We start from the raw sequence: 15,974 nt of genomic DNA on the forward strand, positions 1-15,974 counted from the left end.
ACTGCCGCTCAGTCGGTCCCGGGGTGCGCGGCGGCGGACCGGTGGTGACGGATGACCTCGGCGACGACGAAGTTGAACCACTTCTCGGCGAACGCGGGATCGAGGTCGGCGTCTTCCGCCAACCGCATGAGCCGGGCGATCTGCTGCTCTTCGCGCGAGGGATCGGACGCCGGCATGCCGTGCTGGGCCTTGAGCACACCCACCTGCTTGGTGCAGCGGAATCGCTCGGCGAGCAGGAAGATCAGCGCGGCGTCGATGTTGTCGATGCTGCCCCGCAGGCCCTGCAGGATCGTGGTGGGGTCGGCGTCGGTCATATGTCCTCCCAGATCGCTCCGAGGATACCGCGCGCGAGGGTCGACGTAACGCGCTCCCCGCAGACCCTTACAGTGTTGAGCATGAGCCGATCGACGCGCCCCGACCCCACCTCCGAGGGCGCCGAGGCGGGGACCCCCACCTCCCGCGACAAGCCGGTCTGGTCCGCGGTCTCGCGCCCCTACGCCGCCGGCTTCTTCCTCACCCTCGGCGGTCTCACCGCGCTCCTGCTGGGTGCTGCGCTCTCGAACATCTCCACGGTGCTCATCTACATCGCGATCGCCCTCTTCGTGGCCCTCGCCCTCGACCCCCTCGTGCGCATGCTGGTGCGCCGCGGCCTGTCGCGCGCGTGGTCGATCGTCATCGTGTTCGGCGGCCTCGCCGTCATCCTCGCCGGCGCCCTGTGGTTGCTGATCCCGCCCGTCGTCCGTCAGGTCGAGCAGTTCGTCCGCGACATCCCGAACTTCGTCAACGACCTCATCGACAGCGACGCCGTGCACTGGGTCGAGTCGAACTTCGGCGACAGCCTGGGCGACGTGCTCAAAGAGGTGCAGGGCTTCGCCACCAACCCCACGAACATCGCGGCGATCGGCGGCGGTCTTCTTCAGGTCGGCATCACCATCGGCACGTTCGTCTCGGGAGCGATCATCGTGCTGGTGCTGAGCCTGTACTTCCTCGCGTCCCTGCCCAAGATGAAGAACAGCCTCGTGCGTCTGACGCCCGCGCGCAGCCGCGCGACGGTCTCGGACATGACGGGTCAGATCACCGACTCGGTCGGCGGGTACCTCGCGGGCATGGTCGTGCTGGCGCTGTGCAATGCGGTCTTCGCGTTCATCGTGCTGACGATCCTGCAGCAGCCCTTCGCCGCGCTGCTGGCGGCCCTCGCCTTCGGGATCACGCTCATTCCGCTCGTCGGCTCGGTGCTCTTCTGGGCGACCGCCACGGTCTTCACGCTCATCGTCAGCCCGAGCGCCGGCCTCATCTTCGCAATCGTGTATCTCGTGTACATGCAGGTCGAGGCATATCTCCTCACCCCCCGCGTGATGAACCGCACGATCTCGGTTCCCGGCTCGCTCGTGGTGATCGGCGCGCTGGTCGGCGGCACCCTGCTGGGGCTCCTCGGTGCGCTGGTCGCGATCCCGGTCACGGCCTCGGTGCTGCTCATCATCAAGCAGATCGTCATCCCGCGTCAGGATGCCAAGAAGTAGGCACCGACGTGTGCCGCCGCCGGGGCGTGCCTCGGTGCTCGCGAGCGTGCGCATGACGGGCGTCCGGGGAGAGCGGCATCCCGAGCCGGTCCGTCGCTGACGCAGCTGAGCGGGCGGGGCCGGCACGCGGGCCGGACCGCTGGGGCGGCTCAGCGCAGCGGCAGCAGCCGGGTCGGCGAGGGCGACGGGGTGCGGTGACGGACGCGGCCCGGGATGCCGGTGCGCACATCGAGCGGGAGCGAGACGATCTCGTCGGCGAGCTGGCCGGCGACCAGCAGCGTGTCGGCGACCACGACATGGTGGCGCGGCCAGTGCGTGCCGGTGTCGGCGAGCGCGAGGAGCTGCAGCTGCTCACCGGCGCCACGCACCGACAGCACGCCGACGGTGTCGCTGCCGCGCACCCCGGCGTACAGCGTCGCCCCGTCGCGGCTCGCGCACAGCTCGGCGGCCGTGTCGGTGTCGAGGGTGCCGATCAGGGGCTGCCCCGACACGATGCTCCACCGTCCCGAGACGTCGGCGGCCAGCACGAAGACCTCCCGGCTGAGCTCCGTCACGACGTAGAGGTGCCCGGAGGGGTGCCACAGCCCGTGCCGGGGGCCACTGCCCTGGGGCAGAACGACCTCTTGCACGGGTCGCAGGCCCGCCGCGCCCGAGCGCCAGAAGCGCACCAGGTCGAGGCCCATGTCGGTCGTCGCGACCAGGCCGCCCGGAAGGAAGATGGCCTGGTGCGCGCGCGACACGCGCTCACCCGCGGCGGCTTCTTCGGACTCGGCATCGGTCACGGGCACGTCGTCGTACGCGGGCACGAAGTGCGCGTACTGCTCACCCACGGCCTCGCGCAGCGCCCGGGCGGCCGCAGCCAGATCGGGCACCGCCGCACCCGAGACGCGTGCGCCGGTCGAGATCGTCTCGCCCGTCGGACCGGCTCCGTAGGGGTCCGACGCGTCGGCGGCGATCACGGGGCGCGACGGGCGCCCCTCGGCATCGAGGTCGATCCTCACGACCCGGCCGTCGCCCCAGCAGCTGGCGACCAGGTGCGAGGCGTCGGGGGCGACCGCCACGTGGCAGACCGCCGCTCCCGCGTCGATCGGCGCGCCGAGCGGCGTCAGCCGCGTCTCGGCGCTGCGGCGGTAGGCCTGCACGGTGCCGTCGGACTCCAGCGCCGCGTAGAGCAGGTCGAGCGTGGGGTGGGCGGCGACCCACGAGGGCGAACCGGGCGCGGCGACGGCCGTTCCGACCATGCCGAGAGGGCCCGAGGCCGACGGCGAGTCGGCCTCGCCGGCCTGGAGCAGGCCGATGCCCTCGGCCGCTCCGCTGTCGGCGGCGTAGGCCCCGACCCAGAACCGCACGTCAGTCGACCAGGGGGTGCCGCACGATCACCTGGTCGCGCGCCGGGCCGACGCCGATGACCGAGATGCGGGTGCCGCTCATCTTCTCGAGGGCGAGCACGTACTCCTGCGCGGTCTGCGGCAGATCGTCGAACGTTCGGGCCGTCGAGATGTCCTCGCTCCAGCCGGGGTAGGTCTCGTAGATCGGCTTCGCGTGGTGGAAGTCGGTCTGATTGACCGGCAGGTCGTCGTAGCGCACACCGTCGACGTCGTACGCGACGCAGACGGGGATCTCGTCGAGACCGCCCAGGATGTCGAGCTTGGTCAGCACCAGGTCGGTGATGCCGTTGATGCGCGTGGCGTAGCGGGTGATGGGCGCGTCGTACCAGCCGACGCGACGGGGACGGCCCGTGGTCGTACCGAACTCGAATCCGCGCGAACGCAGCCAGTCGCCGCTCTCGTCGAACAGCTCGGTGGGGAAGGGCCCCGAGCCGACGCGCGTCGTGTACGCCTTGACGATGCCGACGATGCGGTCGAGGCGGTTCGGCCCCACGCCCGATCCGGTGGAGGCACCGCCCGCGGTCGCCGACGACGAGGTGACGAAGGGGTAGGTGCCGTGATCGACGTCGAGCATGGTGGCCTGGCCGCCCTCGAAGACGACGACGTCACCGGCATCCAGTGCCTCGTTCAGCAGCAGCGAGGTGTCGGCGACCATGGGGCGCACGCGCTCGGCGTACGAGAGCAGGTCGTCGACGATCTCGTCGACGGTGATCGAGCGACGGTTGAAGACCTTCACCAACAGGTGGTTCTTCTGGTCGAGGGCGCCCTCGACCTTCTGGCGCAGGATGTTCTCGTCGAAGAGGTCTTGCACGCGGATGCCGACGCGGTTGATCTTGTCGGCGTAGGCGGGGCCGATGCCGCGACCGGTCGTGCCGATCATGCGCTTTCCGAGGAAGCGCTCGGTGACCTTGTCGAGCGTGCGGTGGTACTGCGTGATGAGGTGCGCGTTGGCGCTGATCTTGAGGCGGCTGGTGTCGAGGCCTCGGGCGTTCAGCGCCTCGAGCTCGGCGAAAAGCACCTCGAGGTCGACGACGACGCCGTTGCCGATCACCGCGTTCACCCCGGGAGACAGGATGCCGCTGGGCAGCAGGTGCAGTGCGTACTTCTCGTCGCCGATGACGACGGTGTGGCCGGCGTTGTTTCCGCCGTTGAACTTCACCACCCAGTCGGTGCGCTCACCGAGCAGATCGGTGGCCTTGCCCTTGCCCTCGTCGCCCCATTGGACTCCGACGATCACAATTCCGGGCATGTGCGCTCCTCGCGTCTGATTCCGGCGGTCACCCCATCCTATCGAGCGGGTCCGACACCGCCCTCGCAAGCCCCCTCGACCGACGGGGGCCGCCGCTAGCCTGGGGCGATGCACCGATCGCGCGGGTGGGCCACCGGATGGAACCTCGCACGGATCGCCGTGGCCGTGCTCATCGTCGTCGCCGTCGTCGCGCAATTCGTCTCGACGCTCGGCGAGGCCGTCGCCCGCGGCCGCGACACCACGACCGTGATCGCGAACTTCTTCAGCTTCTTCACGATCCTCTCCAACGTCTCGGCCGCGGTCGTGCTCGTGCTGCTGGGCGTGCGCTTCCTCGTGCGCGGTCGCCGTCTCGAGGTCGATCCGCCCGCGCTCGCGACGGTGCTGGCGTGGGTGTCGACCTACATGATCGTCACGGGCATCGTCTACAACCTGCTGTTGCGCGGCCTCCCCCTGCAGCCCGAGACGGTGGGCTGGTCCAACGAGATCCTGCACGTGTGGGGGCCGCTCTTCCTGCTCCTCGACGTGTGCCTCGGGCCGAACCGGCGCCGTCTCCGCTGGACCGCCGCCCTGGGCGCCGCCGTCTTCCCGATCGCCTGGATCGTCTACACGCTCCTGCGGGCGCCGCTGGTGACGAACCCGACCACCGACGCCCCGTTCTGGTATCCGTACCCCTTCCTCGACCCCAGCACCGGCGGGTGGGGCAGCGTCGCGGGGTACATCGTGGTCATCGCCGTCGCCATCGTCGCTCTCGCCGTCGGCGTCGTGGCGATCGGTCGGGCGCGCGGCATCCGCCCGAACTAGACCGACGCGTTCTCGCAGGGCGGGCCGCGCCGACGACCTACCCTGGGAGCGTGCGTATGCGATCGATGTCCGCGGCCCTGGCCGCTGCCGCCCTGCTCCTGCTCGCCGGTTGCTCCGGAGGCGCGTCCGACGGGGCCGCTCCGTCGGCGGGCGCCTCCGCCGGGGAATGCTCCTATGCCGCCTCGGGTCAGCCGGCGGTCGACGTCACGCCGCCCGCCGCGGGCACCGACCGCCCGACGGGGCAGGTCGACGTCGTCCTGTCGACCTCCGCCGGTGACATCCCCATCGCCCTCGACGGCGAGAGCGCCCCGTGCACCGTCGAGAGCTTCGTCTCGCTCGCGCAGCAGCAGTACTTCTCCAATACCGAGTGCCACCGCCTCACGACGTCGGACATCTTCGTGCTGCAGTGCGGCGATCCCACGGGCACCGGCCGCGGCGGCCCCGGATACCGCTTCGCGGACGAGCTCGACGGCAGCGAGACCTACCCCGCGGGCACCGTCGCCATGGCCAACGCGGGCCCCGGCACCAACGGCTCGCAGTTCTTCCTCGTCTACGAGGACACGCAGCTCGCGCCCGATTACACGGTCTTCGGCACCATGTCGCCCGAGGGACTCGACGTGGTGAAGTCCATCGCCGCCGCGGGTACGGCCGGCGGCGCCGCCGACGGCGCTCCCGCCACCCCCGTCACGATCTCCGACGTCACGGTCGGCTGACCCGCGCCGCCCGCGCGCCGCGGCGCCCACGAATCGGGGTGTGCGGGCGGGGCGCAATAGAATCGACGGCATGTCCAAGGTCTTGCAGTCCCTTCCCGTCGGCGAGCGCGTCGGCATCGCCTTCTCGGGTGGTCTCGACACCTCGGTGGCCGTCGCGTGGATGCGCGACAAGGGCGCCGTCCCCTGCACGTACACCGGCGATCTCGGCCAGTACGACGAAGACGACATCGCGTCGATCCCGGGTCGCGCCACGCAGTACGGCGCCGAGGTCTCGCGCCTGGTCGACTGCAAGACGGCGCTCGTCGAAGAGGGCTTCGTCGCCCTCGCGTGCGGCGCGTTCCACATCCGCTCGGGCGGTCGCACGTACTTCAACACCACGCCGCTGGGCCGCGCCGTCACCGGCACCCTGCTCGTGCGCGCGATGAAAGAAGACGGCGTCGACATCTGGGGCGACGGCTCCACCTACAAGGGCAACGACATCGAGCGGTTCTACCGCTACGGCCTGCTCGCCAACCCGTCGCTGCGCATCTACAAGCCGTGGCTCGACGCCGACTTCGTCACCGAGCTCGGCGGGCGCAAAGAGATGAGTGAGTGGCTCGTCGCCCACGACTTCCCCTACCGCGACAGCGTCGAGAAGGCGTACTCGACCGACGCCAACATCTGGGGCGCCACGCACGAGGCCAAGACGCTCGAGCACCTCGACGTCTCGCTCGAGATCGTCGAGCCCATCATGGGCGTGCGCTTCTGGGACCCCGCGGTCGAGATCGAGACCGAAGACGTCACGGTCGAGTTCGAGGCCGGTCGCCCCGTCGCCATCAACGGCACGCGCTTCGACGACCCGGTCGAGCTGGTCCGCGAGGCCAACACCATCGGCGGCCGCCACGGCCTCGGCATGAGCGACCAGATCGAGAACCGCATCATCGAGGCCAAGTCGCGCGGCGTCTACGAGGCCCCGGGCATGGCGCTGCTGTTCCTGACGTACGAGCGCCTGGTCAACAGCATCCTGAACGAGGACACCCTCGCGACCTACCACGAGCAGGGTCGCCGCCTGGGCCGCCTGATGTACGAGGGCCGGTGGCTCGAGCCGCAGTCGCTCATGCTGCGCGAGTCGATCCAGAAGTGGGTCGGTTCGACCATCACCGGTTCGGTCACGGTGCGCCTGCGCCGCGGCGAGGACTACACGATCCTCGACACGGTGGCCTCGGGCATGTCGTACTCGCCCGAGAAGCTGTCGATGGAGCGCGTCGGCGACGCGGCCTTCGGCCCGGTCGACCGCATCGGCCAGCTCACCATGCGCAACCTCGACATCGCCGACTCGCGCGCCCGCCTCGAGCAGTACGCGAGCATGGGCCTGCTCGGCGGTCCGACCGGCGAGCTCGTCGGCGACGTCGCCGCGGGCGGCGCGAACGAGATCATCGAGTCGGCCTCGCCCCTCGACGCCGCCGGCGAGCGCCTCGCCGAGGCGACGGATGCCGCGGGCGAAGCCGCCGCGTTCGACTCCGGCACCGACTGACCGCACGTCCTCCCGAGAGCCCGCGGCGTTCGACGTCGCGGGCTCTCGTGTGTTCGGGGGGCGGGGTGCCGCCGCCAAGAAGTTGCACACGACCGTGCACTTTCGGCGTACACTGAGGCACCGTGACCACTTCCACCCGCCGCGACGCCGTCGAGAACCGCGCCGGTATCGTCGACGCCGCCACCGCGGTCATCGGCCACGACCCTCGCGCGTCGATCGACACGATCGCGCGCCGCGCCGGTCTCTCGCGGCGCGCCCTGTACGGACACTTCGACGACCGCAACGCCATCGTGCGCGAGGTCATCGCCGCGGGCGCCGCCCGCTTCAACGCCATCGCCGATCGTGTCGACGACGCCGATTCCCGCGTCGCGCTCGCCCGTCTGGCATCCGAGCTGTGGGCCGAGGCCGCGCACGTGCAGGCCGCCGCAGCCCTCGCGCTCGACGACGCGCACCTGCCCGAGACCTCGGCCGCCCTCGCGCCGCTCCGCCGCCGCATCGACGCGATCGTGCGTCGCGGCCAGGAGTCGGGCGAGTTGCGCACCGACCTTCCCGCGCCCACGCTCTCGCGCCTGCTCGAAGAGACCGGGCGCACCGTGGTCGCCCGCGTCGACGCCGGATCGAGCACCGCCCGGTCCATCGCCGTGCGCGCCGTGCTCGGCATCGCGGGACTCTCGTGGACAGAAGCACGCGACCTGGTGGCGCAGTACCCCGAACTGGAGGCGCAGTGAGAATCGTCCTGAACGCGGTCGCGAAGGGTCGCGCCGAGCGCGCGCTGCCCGCGACGTCGACCGCCTACGAGACCGGGCGCGCGACCCTGGTCGTCGCCGAGACCGAGCAGCGTCCCACGGTGCTGGGCCTCGTGGCATCCGGCCGCATGAACATCGACAGCGGTTCGGTACTGGTCGACGGGCACGCCGATGCCAGGACCCTGCGCCGCCGGGTCGCCCTGGTCGACGCCCCCGTCGTGTCGGAGCCCGAACCGAACGTGACGGTCACCGGCGTCGTCGCCGAGGAACTGATGTTCGCCGGCCACGCGCCGACGCCGTTCGCCGCCGCACGCTGGCTGGAGGGCATCGGGCTCGACGAGATCGCCGGGCTGCCGATCGGCAACGTGGAGCCGGCCGCCCGCATCCGCCTGCTGCTGGAACTCGCCGCGCTGCGCAAGGACGTCGAGGCGCTGGTGCTCGTCGCCCCCGACCGCCACGGCGGCGAGCCCACGGCCTGGTGGGCCATCGCCCGTGAGTTCGCCGAGCGCGGCTACGCGGTGCTCGTGATCGCGGGACAGGCCTCTCGCACGGCCATCGACGCGATCGAGAACGCAGGAGAACAGGTCCGATGAAGATCCCGCAGATGATCGCGGCGGAGTTGCGCCGACTGACCTCCACTCGCATGTCGGTGATCGCCCTGGTGGCGCTGCTCGCCGTGCCCATCCTCTACGGCGGCCTGTACCTCTGGGCGAACCAGGACCCCTACGGCAACCTGTCCAGCGTCCCCGTCGCGCTCGTCGTCGACGATGAGGGCGCCGACGTCAACGGACAGCAACGCAACCTCGGCGACGAGGCGGCCGATCAACTGCTCGACAGCGACACGTTCGAGTGGCACCGGGTCAGCTCCGACGCCGCCGACGCCGGGCTGCAGGCGGGCGACTTCGACTTCATCGTGACGCTTCCGGCCGACTTCACCGAGGCGGTCGCGTCGCTGTCGAGCGCGACCCCGCGCCAGGCCGACATCGAGCTGCGCACCAACGACGCCAACAACTACCTCGCCTCGACCATCGGCACGCAGGCCGTGGCCCGCATCCAGGCGTCGGTGGCGAAGAAGGTCGTCGACGAGGCGGGGCTCACGCTGCTCGACGCCCTGCACACGGTTCGGGTCAGTCTCGTGGATGCCACGACCGGGGCGACGCAGGTCGTCGACGGTCTCAACTCGGCGAAGGCGGGCTCGTCGCAGCTCGTCTCGGGCTCGTCGCAGCTCGCGGACGGCTCGTCGCAGCTCGCCGACGGCACCGCTCAGCTCTCTAGCGGAGCGAGCCGGCTGCGCGACGGAACCGCCCAGCTGCGCGACGGGGCCGCGCAGGTGGCCGACGGTGCGCAGCAGGTCGCCGGGGGTGTCGATCGCATCGACGCCGCCGCGCGCGAGGTCGGCTCGGTCGCCTCCGACGCCGCCGCCCGCCTGCCCGAGGCACGCGCCGACATCGCGAAGGCCCTCGCCGACGCCGGTCTCGACCAGGCCCGCATCGACGAGATCCTGTCGCGACTCGACCCCGTGGGTCAGCGGCTCACCGAGGCCAACGGTCGCGTCCAGAACACCGTCAACCAGATCGACCAGCTCGACGATGGCGCCCGACAGGTCGCCTCGGGCAGTGCGTCCGTGGCCTCGGGCGCGGCGACCGCGGCCGACGGAGCCTCGGCCCTCGCCGACGGCGCGGGCTCGGCGGCATCCGGCGCCGCCTCGCTGCGCGACGGGTCCGCGCAGGTGCGCGACGGCGCGAGCCAGCTCGACTCCGGCCTCGCCCAGCTCGCGACCGGCGCCACGCAGCTGCGCGACGGGCTGGCCTCGGGCGTGCAGCAGATCCCCGACAACGATCAGACGACGCGGCAGGCGCAGGCCTCGGCCATCTCCGACCCGGTCGCCGTGGGCACCAGCGCGGTCACGAAGGCGCAGAACTACGGCGCGGGCCTCGCCCCGTTCTTCGCCGCCCTGGCCGGCTGGATCGGCATCTACGCGCTGTTCCTCATCGTCAAGCCCGTGTCCAAGCGCGCGGTGACGGCGCTGCGCTCCCCCGTGCGCGTGACCCTCGCCGGGTGGCTGACACCGGCGGGCCTCGGCGCCCTGCAGATGGTCGGGTTGTTCACGGTGCTCGCCGTCGCGCTGCAGTTCTCGTTCGCCAACCCGTGGGCGGCCCTCGGCATCCTGATCTTCGCCTCGGCAACGTACGCGGCCATCGTGCTGGCGCTGAACGTGTGGCTCGGATCGGTGGGACAGTTCCTCGGCCTCGTGCTGATGGTGCTGCAGCTCGTGACGGCCGGCGGCACGTTCCCCTGGCAGACCCTCCCCGCTCCTCTCGCGGCGCTGCACCACGTGCTGCCCATGGGGTACGTCGTGGATGCCATGCGGCAGGTCATGTACGGAGGAGACGTCGGCCGCGTCGGCTACGACCTGCTCGTGCTCGGCGCGTGGATGGTCGGCGGGGTGCTGCTCGCCGCGATCGGCGTGACGCGCATGACGCATCACCGCACGCTGCGGGATCTGCAGCCGAGCCTGATCGGCTGACGCGCGATGGCGTGAAGTGCCAGAATTCGTCGCGGGGAACAGCCCGACGGCGACGAATTCTGGCGACTCACGCCGCAGGCAGCCGCACCTCGAACACCGTCCGGCCCGGCACGCTCTCGACCGCGATCGAGCCCCCGTGCGCCGCCGTGATCGCCTGGGCGATCGACAATCCCAAGCCGGTGCTGCCGGCGTCGCGGTTGCGCGAGTCGTCGCCGCGGGCGAAGCGCTCGAACAGCCGCTCCGCGATGCCGGGGTCGATCCCCGGGCCGGTGTCGGCGACGCGCAAGACGGCCTCGCCGCCCGCGCGTGCGAGTGACAGCGTCACCACCGTTCCGGCCGGCGTGTGCGTCTGGGCGTTGCGCAGCAGGTTCGCGACGACCTGGCGCAGGCGGTTCTCGTCGCCGGGCACCGAGATGAGGTCGTCGGTGACGTCGAGGCGCCACTCGTGCGTGGCGTCCGCCGCCTGCGCGTCGCTCACGGCGTCGACGGCGAGAAGGGTCAGTTCCACCTCTTCGCGGCGCAGCGGCTGGCCGGCGTCAAGACGCGCCAGCAGCAACAGGTCGTCGACGAGGGATGCCATGCGCTCGGCCTCCGACTCGATCCGGTCGAACGAGCGGGCCTGCGTCGGGGTCATCGGACCGGCTTCGCCCAGCGACAGCTGCGCGTAGCCGCGGATGCTCGACAGCGGCGTGCGCAGTTCGTGACTGGCATCCGCGATGAACCGCCGCAGCTGCTCCTCGCTGTGCTGACGCGCGGCCAACGACGACTGCACGTGCCCGAGCAGATCGTTGAGCGAGGAGCCCACCCGGCCCACCTCGGTATCGGCGTCGGTGTCGGCCGCGGCGACCCGGTCGGGGATGTCGACGCTCCCCGCGTCGAGCGACAGCGTCGACACGCGCTGGGCGACGTCGGCGACCCGGTCGAGGGGCCGCAGGCTCCTCCGCACGAAGAGCGACAGGGTGAGCACCGCGATGAGCAGGGTGACCGCCGAGACCGCGACGAGGATCCCCGTCAGCGCCGACGTGGTCGCCGTCACGTCGGCCTCCGAGTTGCCGGCGATGACCGTGGTGCCGTCGTTCTCGGCCGCCGCGATGCGGAAGGCGCCGAGGTCTCCCCCCAGGTCGACGGTCGTCGGTGTGCGGTCGGTCGCGACCGAAGAGCGCAGCTGGGCGACCTGATCGTCGCTCACCGTGACCTCGGTGCCGTCGGCGCGCGTGTACTCCGAGGTCTGCACCGAGCCGTCGCCGGCGATCACCACCAGCAGGGTGCCGACCCGCGGCGCGGGGCTCGCGGCATCCATTCCCGGGGGCCGGTCGGCATCGCCCCGCCCGTCGAAGCCGCCCCGTCCGGCCGCGAACGACAGTCCCTCGCGCACCTGTTCGTCGAGGCGGTCGAACGCGAAGGAGCGCAGCGACAGGATCGTCGCGACGCTCATCACGACGAAGGCGAGGGCCACGAGCATACTCGTCCCCGCCACGAGCGTGCGCCGCAGCGTCCAGCGGCGCCGGGTCGATCGCCTCTGCGTCATGGCGTCTTGATCGTGTAGCCGACCCCGCGGACCGTGTGGATGAGGGGCTCGCCGAGGGTGTCGATCTTCTTCCGCAGGTACGAGATGTAGATCTCCACCACGCTGCCGTTGCCGCCGAAGTCGTAGCTCCACACCTGGTCGAGGATCTGCGCCTTGCTCAGCACCCTCCGCGGATTCTGCATGAGGTAGCGCAGCAGTTCGAACTCCCTCGCGGTGAGCTTGATCGGGATGCCGCCGCGCTCGACCTCGTAGGACTCCTCGTCGAGCGACAGGTCGCCCACGCGCAGCCGCGGGTCGGCGTCGGCGACGGCGGCGACGTGGCGCCGGGCCATCCCACGCAGACGCACGATGACCTCCTCGAGATTGAAGGGCTTGGTGACGTAGTCGTCGGCCCCGGCCGAGATCCCCGCGATGCGGTCTTCCACCGCGTCCTTCGCGGTGAGGAACAGAACCGGGGCGTCGTTGCCGGCCGCGCGCAGGCGCGACAGCAGTTCCCTGCCGTCGACGCCCGGCATCATGATGTCGAGCACGAGCAGATCGGGCGAGAACTCGCGGATGACGCCCCACGCCTCCTGCCCGTTCGCGGCCGTGCGCACGTCCCAGCCCTCGTTCTGCAGCGCCATGCGCAGCAGCTCGCTGAGGTTCGCTTCGTCGTCGACGACGACGGCACGGATGGGAGACCCGTCGGGGCGGGCCAGGGGTGCGGGGCGGGAGGTCACGAGAGCCAGCATGCAGCCTCACGGGCCCCGGAGTCACGCGACATACCCGCTTCATAGCAACGGTGAGGGAACGGTGAGGGCGTCGTTCCTACCTTCGGGAACACGGCCGCACCCCGCGTCCGAGAGGAGAGACATGTACGGCACCTACCTGCGGCGCGAACTCGCCGGCCGCACCAAACAGACCGTGATCGTCGCGGTCGGACTCGCGATCGCCATCGCGCTCGTCATCATCGTCAACGCGCTCTCGGCGGGCGTGCGCGACGCGCAGTCGCAGGCCCTCTCGTCGGTGTACGGGGTCGGCACCGACCTCACCGTCACCGGCGCGCAGGCCCAGCCCAGCGAGGACGGGGGCGGGCCGCGGTTCGACTTCGGCGCCGACGCCGGCTCGACGCAAGACGGCACGACCACCCTCAGCCAGTCGCGCCTCATGACCGACAGGATGCGCGCGACCCTCGACGCCTCGACCGTCACCACCGTCACCGGTCTCGACGGCGTGTCCGCCGCCACCGGGGCCCTGGCCCTGACGAACACGACGTTCTCGGGTCAGATGCCCGACCGCAGCGCCACCACCGACGCGGGCACGGGCACCGGAGGCGGCATGGGCGGCAGCGCGGGCCAGCCGCCGTCCGGCGGCCCCGGCGGCGACGGCGGGAGTGCGTTCGGCGTCGACTCGTTCAGCGTGCTGGGCGTCGACCCCGCCGCCACCGTCGGTCCGCTGTCGTCGGTGACGGTCACCGACGGCCGGGGCCTCACCGCTGCCGACGCCGGCACCGACGTCGCCGTCATCGACGCCACGTACGCGGCGAGCGCCGGGCTGGCCGTGGGCGGAACGATCGACCTGGGCGGAACGACGATGCAGATCGTCGGCGTCGTGGCCTCGGCGTCGTCCGATGCCGACACCGCGGCGAACGTGTACCTGCCGCTCGACGTCGCCCAAAGTCTCGCGGGCGTCGGCGACGTGGTCTCGACCGTCTACGTGCAGGCCGATTCCGCGGATGCCATCGACACGGTGCAGAGCGAGGTCTCGACCGCGCTGCCCGACGCCACCGTCAGCTCGCAGTCGGAGCTCGCCTCGACGGTCTCGGGCTCGCTGTCCAGCGCGTCATCGCTCATCTCGAACCTCGGCACCTGGCTGTCGATCGTGGTCCTGCTGGTGGCTCTGTCGCTCGCGGTGCTGTTCACGATCTCCGGCGTGGCACGCCGCACGCGGGAGTTCGGCACCCTCAAGGCCATCGGCTGGTCCAACGGCCGGATCGTCCGCCAGGTCGCCGGGGAATCGTTCGCGCAGGGCCTCATCGGCGGCGTCGCGGGTCTGATCCTCGGCCTCGGCGGCATCCTGCTGATCAACGTCATCTCGCCCACCCTCTCGGTGACGTCGAGCGCCACCACGGGTGGCCCCGGCGGTCAGGGCGGTCCCGGCAGCGGGGGCGGCTTCGGCCAGGCCGCCGCGCAGGCCACCGACATCGTGCTCAGTGCGCCCGTGACCCCCGTGGTCGTGGTGGCGGCCGTCGGCATCGCCGTGCTGGGCGGCGTGCTCGCCGGAGCCTTCGGCGGGTGGCGTGCCGCGCGCCTCAGCCCCGCCGCCGCCCTCCGTTCGGTCGCGTGACCGGCATCCCGTTTTCGAAGGAGACATCATGACCCTCACCGCCCCCACCGACACCCTGACCGCCTACCGCCTGCGGGGCGTCACCCGCACCTACCGCCAACGCGACACCACGGTGCAGGCGTTGGCCGGTGTCGACCTCGACATCGCCGCGGGCGACTTCGTGACCATCCAGGGCCCCACCGGCGGCGGCAAGTCGACGCTGCTGCAGATGCTCGGCGCTCTCGATCGCCCCTCCGCCGGGTCGGTGACGCTCGGCGACCTCGACATCGCACGCGCCTCGAACTCCGACCTGAACCGCGTGCGCGCCGCCGAGATCGGCTTCGTGTTCCAGGGCTTCAACCTCATCCCCACGCTCACCGCCGCCGAGAACGTCGACATGGGCCTCGAGCCGCTCGGTCTCGACAACGACGAGCGGCGACGGCGCGTGACCGAAGCCCTGGAACGCGTGGGACTCGCCGATCGCCGCGACCACCGCCCGGGCGAGCTGTCGGGCGGGCAGCAGCAGCGCGTCGCGATCGCGCGGGCGATCGCCAAGCAGCCCCGGGTGCTGCTGGCCGATGAGCCGACGGGCAATCTCGACGAGAGCATGCGCGACGAGATCCTCGAGGTGCTCGAGGGACTGAACGCCGAGGGCCTGACGCTCGTGGTGGTGACCCACGACTCCGCCGTCGCGCGGCGAGCCCGCCGCCGCCTGCGCCTGGCCAAGGGCGTGGTGACCGACATCACGGCCGGCTGACTCGGCTTCGGTACACCGAGGCCGCTGAGCCCACCGGAGCGACCGGGCGTTCCTCGACGCCCGGTTGCTTCGCCGTCCCCGTGGACGGCTCCGCAGCTCCCCCCTCGTCAAGTCCCGAGGCCGCCGAGCCGCCCGCGCCGTAAAGTCGAGTCACGACGACCGAGGGGACACCATGGCCGCCCGAAACACTCGCCTCATGCGCTGCACGCCCGACGACCTGTTCGCCGTGCTGTCCGACGGCTGGCTGTACCCCGTGTGGGTCGTCGGGGCGGCGCGCATGCGCGACGTCGACGAGCACTGGCCGCGCGAGGGCGCGCGCATCCACCACTCGCTGGGCATCTGGCCGGTCATGATGCACGACGAGACCGAGATCGTCGAGTGGACCCCGCCGCACCGGCTGCGGTTGCGGCCGAAGGCCGGCATCCTGGGTCGCGGGGTGATCCGCATCGACGCCCGTCCGCACGCCGAGGGCACCGCGGTCACGATCCTCGAGGAGCCCGTCTCGGGCGCAGCGTCACTGCTGCCCGCGGCCCTGTGGAAACCGATGCTCGTCCTGCGCAACCACGAGTGCCTGAACCGCCTGGCGTTCCTGGCCGAAGGCCGCCGTGAAGAGCGCGAGGCGCGCGAACTCGATCACCGCACCGAGACGCCCGACCCGCAGGACGGCACCCCGTCGCCGCAGGCACGCGAAGACGTGCGCGACGCCGGCGTCTGACCTCAGCTCTCGGGGCGCGACTGCGCGCCCGTCGCTCCGGGCTGCTCGGTGCTGTGGTGCAGTTCGTCGATGTACAGGTTCTTCTCGTCGGTCGTGCGGTTGCGGTACGCGGCGCGTCCGACCATGTGGGCGGCCAGAGGGGCGGTCGCGAACTGGATGAGCACGATCGGGATGCCGAAGGCGAGGGCCTCCCACGTGCGCAGCGACAGCGCG

At 71.5% G+C, this 15,974-nt stretch carries 15 protein-coding genes and 1 pseudogene; 10 read left to right on the forward strand and 6 right to left on the reverse strand.

Annotated features, from left to right (window positions below):
* Positions 1–8: 8 nt before the first annotated feature.
* Positions 9–314 (reverse strand): chorismate mutase, encoded by a 306-nt coding sequence (locus tag IFR11_RS14430; RefSeq protein WP_055832214.1) that lies wholly within the window; start codon positions 312–314, stop codon positions 9–11.
* Between the two features lie 81 nt (positions 315–395).
* Here IFR11_RS14430 and IFR11_RS14435 point away from each other — a divergent pair, with 81 nt between their 5' ends.
* Positions 396–1,520, forward strand: a complete 1,125-nt coding sequence (locus tag IFR11_RS14435; RefSeq protein ID WP_082516406.1) for an AI-2E family transporter — start codon at positions 396–398, stop codon at positions 1,518–1,520.
* A gap of 149 nt (positions 1,521–1,669) precedes the next feature.
* Here IFR11_RS14435 and IFR11_RS14440 read toward each other — a convergent pair whose 3' ends face one another.
* Positions 1,670–2,869 carry a beta-propeller fold lactonase family protein gene (locus tag IFR11_RS14440; RefSeq protein WP_191916610.1) on the reverse strand — a complete coding sequence of 400 codons (1,200 nt, stop codon included), beginning with the start codon at positions 2,867–2,869 and terminating at the stop codon, positions 1,670–1,672.
* 1 nt (position 2,870) lies between these two features.
* Positions 2,871–4,157 carry an adenylosuccinate synthase gene (locus IFR11_RS14445; protein ID WP_055832218.1) on the reverse strand — a complete coding sequence of 429 codons (1,287 nt, stop codon included), beginning with the start codon at positions 4,155–4,157 and terminating at the stop codon, positions 2,871–2,873.
* 108 nt (positions 4,158–4,265) lie between these two features.
* On the opposite strand from IFR11_RS14445, the gene IFR11_RS14450 reads away from it, so the two are divergent.
* The 6 genes from IFR11_RS14450 (at position 4,266) to IFR11_RS14475 (ending at position 10,457) form a co-directional block, all read left to right on the forward strand.
* Positions 4,266–4,958: a Pr6Pr family membrane protein gene (locus IFR11_RS14450; protein ID WP_191916611.1), complete on the forward strand. Its 693-nt coding sequence runs from the start codon at positions 4,266–4,268 to the stop codon at positions 4,956–4,958.
* 56 nt (positions 4,959–5,014) lie between these two features.
* Positions 5,015–5,671, forward strand: coding sequence for a peptidylprolyl isomerase (locus tag IFR11_RS14455; RefSeq protein ID WP_191916620.1), 657 nt, complete (start codon positions 5,015–5,017; stop codon positions 5,669–5,671).
* Positions 5,672–5,741: 70 nt separating this feature from the next.
* A complete protein-coding gene (argG, locus tag IFR11_RS14460) occupies positions 5,742–7,184 on the forward strand; it encodes an argininosuccinate synthase (RefSeq protein ID WP_191916612.1) in 1,443 nt (480 codons plus the stop codon).
* Positions 7,185–7,306: 122 nt separating this feature from the next.
* Positions 7,307–7,912 carry a TetR/AcrR family transcriptional regulator gene (locus IFR11_RS14465; protein WP_055832225.1) on the forward strand — a complete coding sequence of 202 codons (606 nt, stop codon included), beginning with the start codon at positions 7,307–7,309 and terminating at the stop codon, positions 7,910–7,912.
* Positions 7,909–8,523, forward strand: coding sequence for a hypothetical protein (locus tag IFR11_RS14470; protein ID WP_191916613.1), 615 nt, complete (start codon positions 7,909–7,911; stop codon positions 8,521–8,523). Before IFR11_RS14465 ends, IFR11_RS14470 begins: the two co-directional genes overlap by 4 nt.
* Positions 8,520–10,457: a YhgE/Pip domain-containing protein gene (locus tag IFR11_RS14475; protein WP_191916614.1), complete on the forward strand. Its 1,938-nt coding sequence runs from the start codon at positions 8,520–8,522 to the stop codon at positions 10,455–10,457. The genes IFR11_RS14470 and IFR11_RS14475 overlap by 4 nt, the downstream gene beginning before the upstream one ends.
* A 67-nt stretch (positions 10,458–10,524) precedes the next feature.
* On the opposite strand, the gene IFR11_RS14480 is transcribed toward IFR11_RS14475, so the two are convergent.
* Complete coding sequence (locus tag IFR11_RS14480) at positions 10,525–11,985, reverse strand: sensor histidine kinase (RefSeq protein ID WP_191916615.1); 1,461 nt, start codon at positions 11,983–11,985, stop codon at positions 10,525–10,527.
* On the reverse strand, positions 11,982–12,716 hold the full coding sequence (locus IFR11_RS14485; RefSeq protein ID WP_055832233.1) for a response regulator transcription factor: 735 nt from the start codon (positions 12,714–12,716) through the stop codon (positions 11,982–11,984). The genes IFR11_RS14480 and IFR11_RS14485 overlap by 4 nt, the downstream gene beginning before the upstream one ends.
* A 121-nt stretch (positions 12,717–12,837) precedes the next feature.
* Between IFR11_RS14485 and IFR11_RS14490 the strand changes: the two genes are divergently transcribed.
* From IFR11_RS14490 to IFR11_RS14500, 3 genes are all read left to right on the forward strand, one after another.
* Positions 12,838–14,310, forward strand: a complete 1,473-nt coding sequence (locus tag IFR11_RS14490) for an ABC transporter permease (protein ID WP_191916616.1) — start codon at positions 12,838–12,840, stop codon at positions 14,308–14,310.
* Between the two features lie 28 nt (positions 14,311–14,338).
* Complete coding sequence (locus IFR11_RS14495; RefSeq protein WP_191916617.1) at positions 14,339–15,046, forward strand: ABC transporter ATP-binding protein; 708 nt, start codon at positions 14,339–14,341, stop codon at positions 15,044–15,046.
* Positions 15,047–15,242: 196 nt separating this feature from the next.
* Positions 15,243–15,761, forward strand: coding sequence for an SRPBCC family protein (locus tag IFR11_RS14500; RefSeq protein ID WP_244630793.1), 519 nt, complete (start codon positions 15,243–15,245; stop codon positions 15,759–15,761).
* Positions 15,762–15,763: 2 nt separating this feature from the next.
* Here IFR11_RS14500 and IFR11_RS14505 read toward each other — a convergent pair.
* Positions 15,764–15,974 (reverse strand): annotated as a pseudogene (locus IFR11_RS14505) (monovalent cation/H(+) antiporter subunit G); the annotation flags it as partial.

The sequence above is a fragment of the Microbacterium sp. CFBP 8801 genome, from assembly GCF_014839455.1.
Lineage (GTDB): Bacteria > Actinomycetota > Actinomycetes > Actinomycetales > Microbacteriaceae > Microbacterium.

Coding starts and splice junctions, on each gene's coding strand:
- IFR11_RS14430 (WP_055832214.1), bottom strand. CDS start 314: ATGACCGACGCCGACCCCACCACGATCCTGCAGGGCCTGCGGGGCAGC.
- IFR11_RS14435 (WP_082516406.1), top strand. CDS start 396: ATGAGCCGATCGACGCGCCCCGACCCCACCTCCGAGGGCGCCGAGGCG.
- IFR11_RS14445 (WP_055832218.1), bottom strand. CDS start 4,157: ATGCCCGGAATTGTGATCGTCGGAGTCCAATGGGGCGACGAGGGCAAG.
- IFR11_RS14450 (WP_191916611.1), top strand. CDS start 4,266: ATGCACCGATCGCGCGGGTGGGCCACCGGATGGAACCTCGCACGGATC.
- IFR11_RS14455 (WP_191916620.1), top strand. CDS start 5,015: ATGCGATCGATGTCCGCGGCCCTGGCCGCTGCCGCCCTGCTCCTGCTC.
- argG (WP_191916612.1), top strand. CDS start 5,742: ATGTCCAAGGTCTTGCAGTCCCTTCCCGTCGGCGAGCGCGTCGGCATC.
- IFR11_RS14475 (WP_191916614.1), top strand. CDS start 8,520: ATGAAGATCCCGCAGATGATCGCGGCGGAGTTGCGCCGACTGACCTCC.
- IFR11_RS14480 (WP_191916615.1), bottom strand. CDS start 11,985: ATGACGCAGAGGCGATCGACCCGGCGCCGCTGGACGCTGCGGCGCACG.
- IFR11_RS14485 (WP_055832233.1), bottom strand. CDS start 12,716: ATGCTGGCTCTCGTGACCTCCCGCCCCGCACCCCTGGCCCGCCCCGAC.
- IFR11_RS14490 (WP_191916616.1), top strand. CDS start 12,838: ATGTACGGCACCTACCTGCGGCGCGAACTCGCCGGCCGCACCAAACAG.
- IFR11_RS14495 (WP_191916617.1), top strand. CDS start 14,339: ATGACCCTCACCGCCCCCACCGACACCCTGACCGCCTACCGCCTGCGG.
- IFR11_RS14500 (WP_244630793.1), top strand. CDS start 15,243: ATGCGCTGCACGCCCGACGACCTGTTCGCCGTGCTGTCCGACGGCTGG.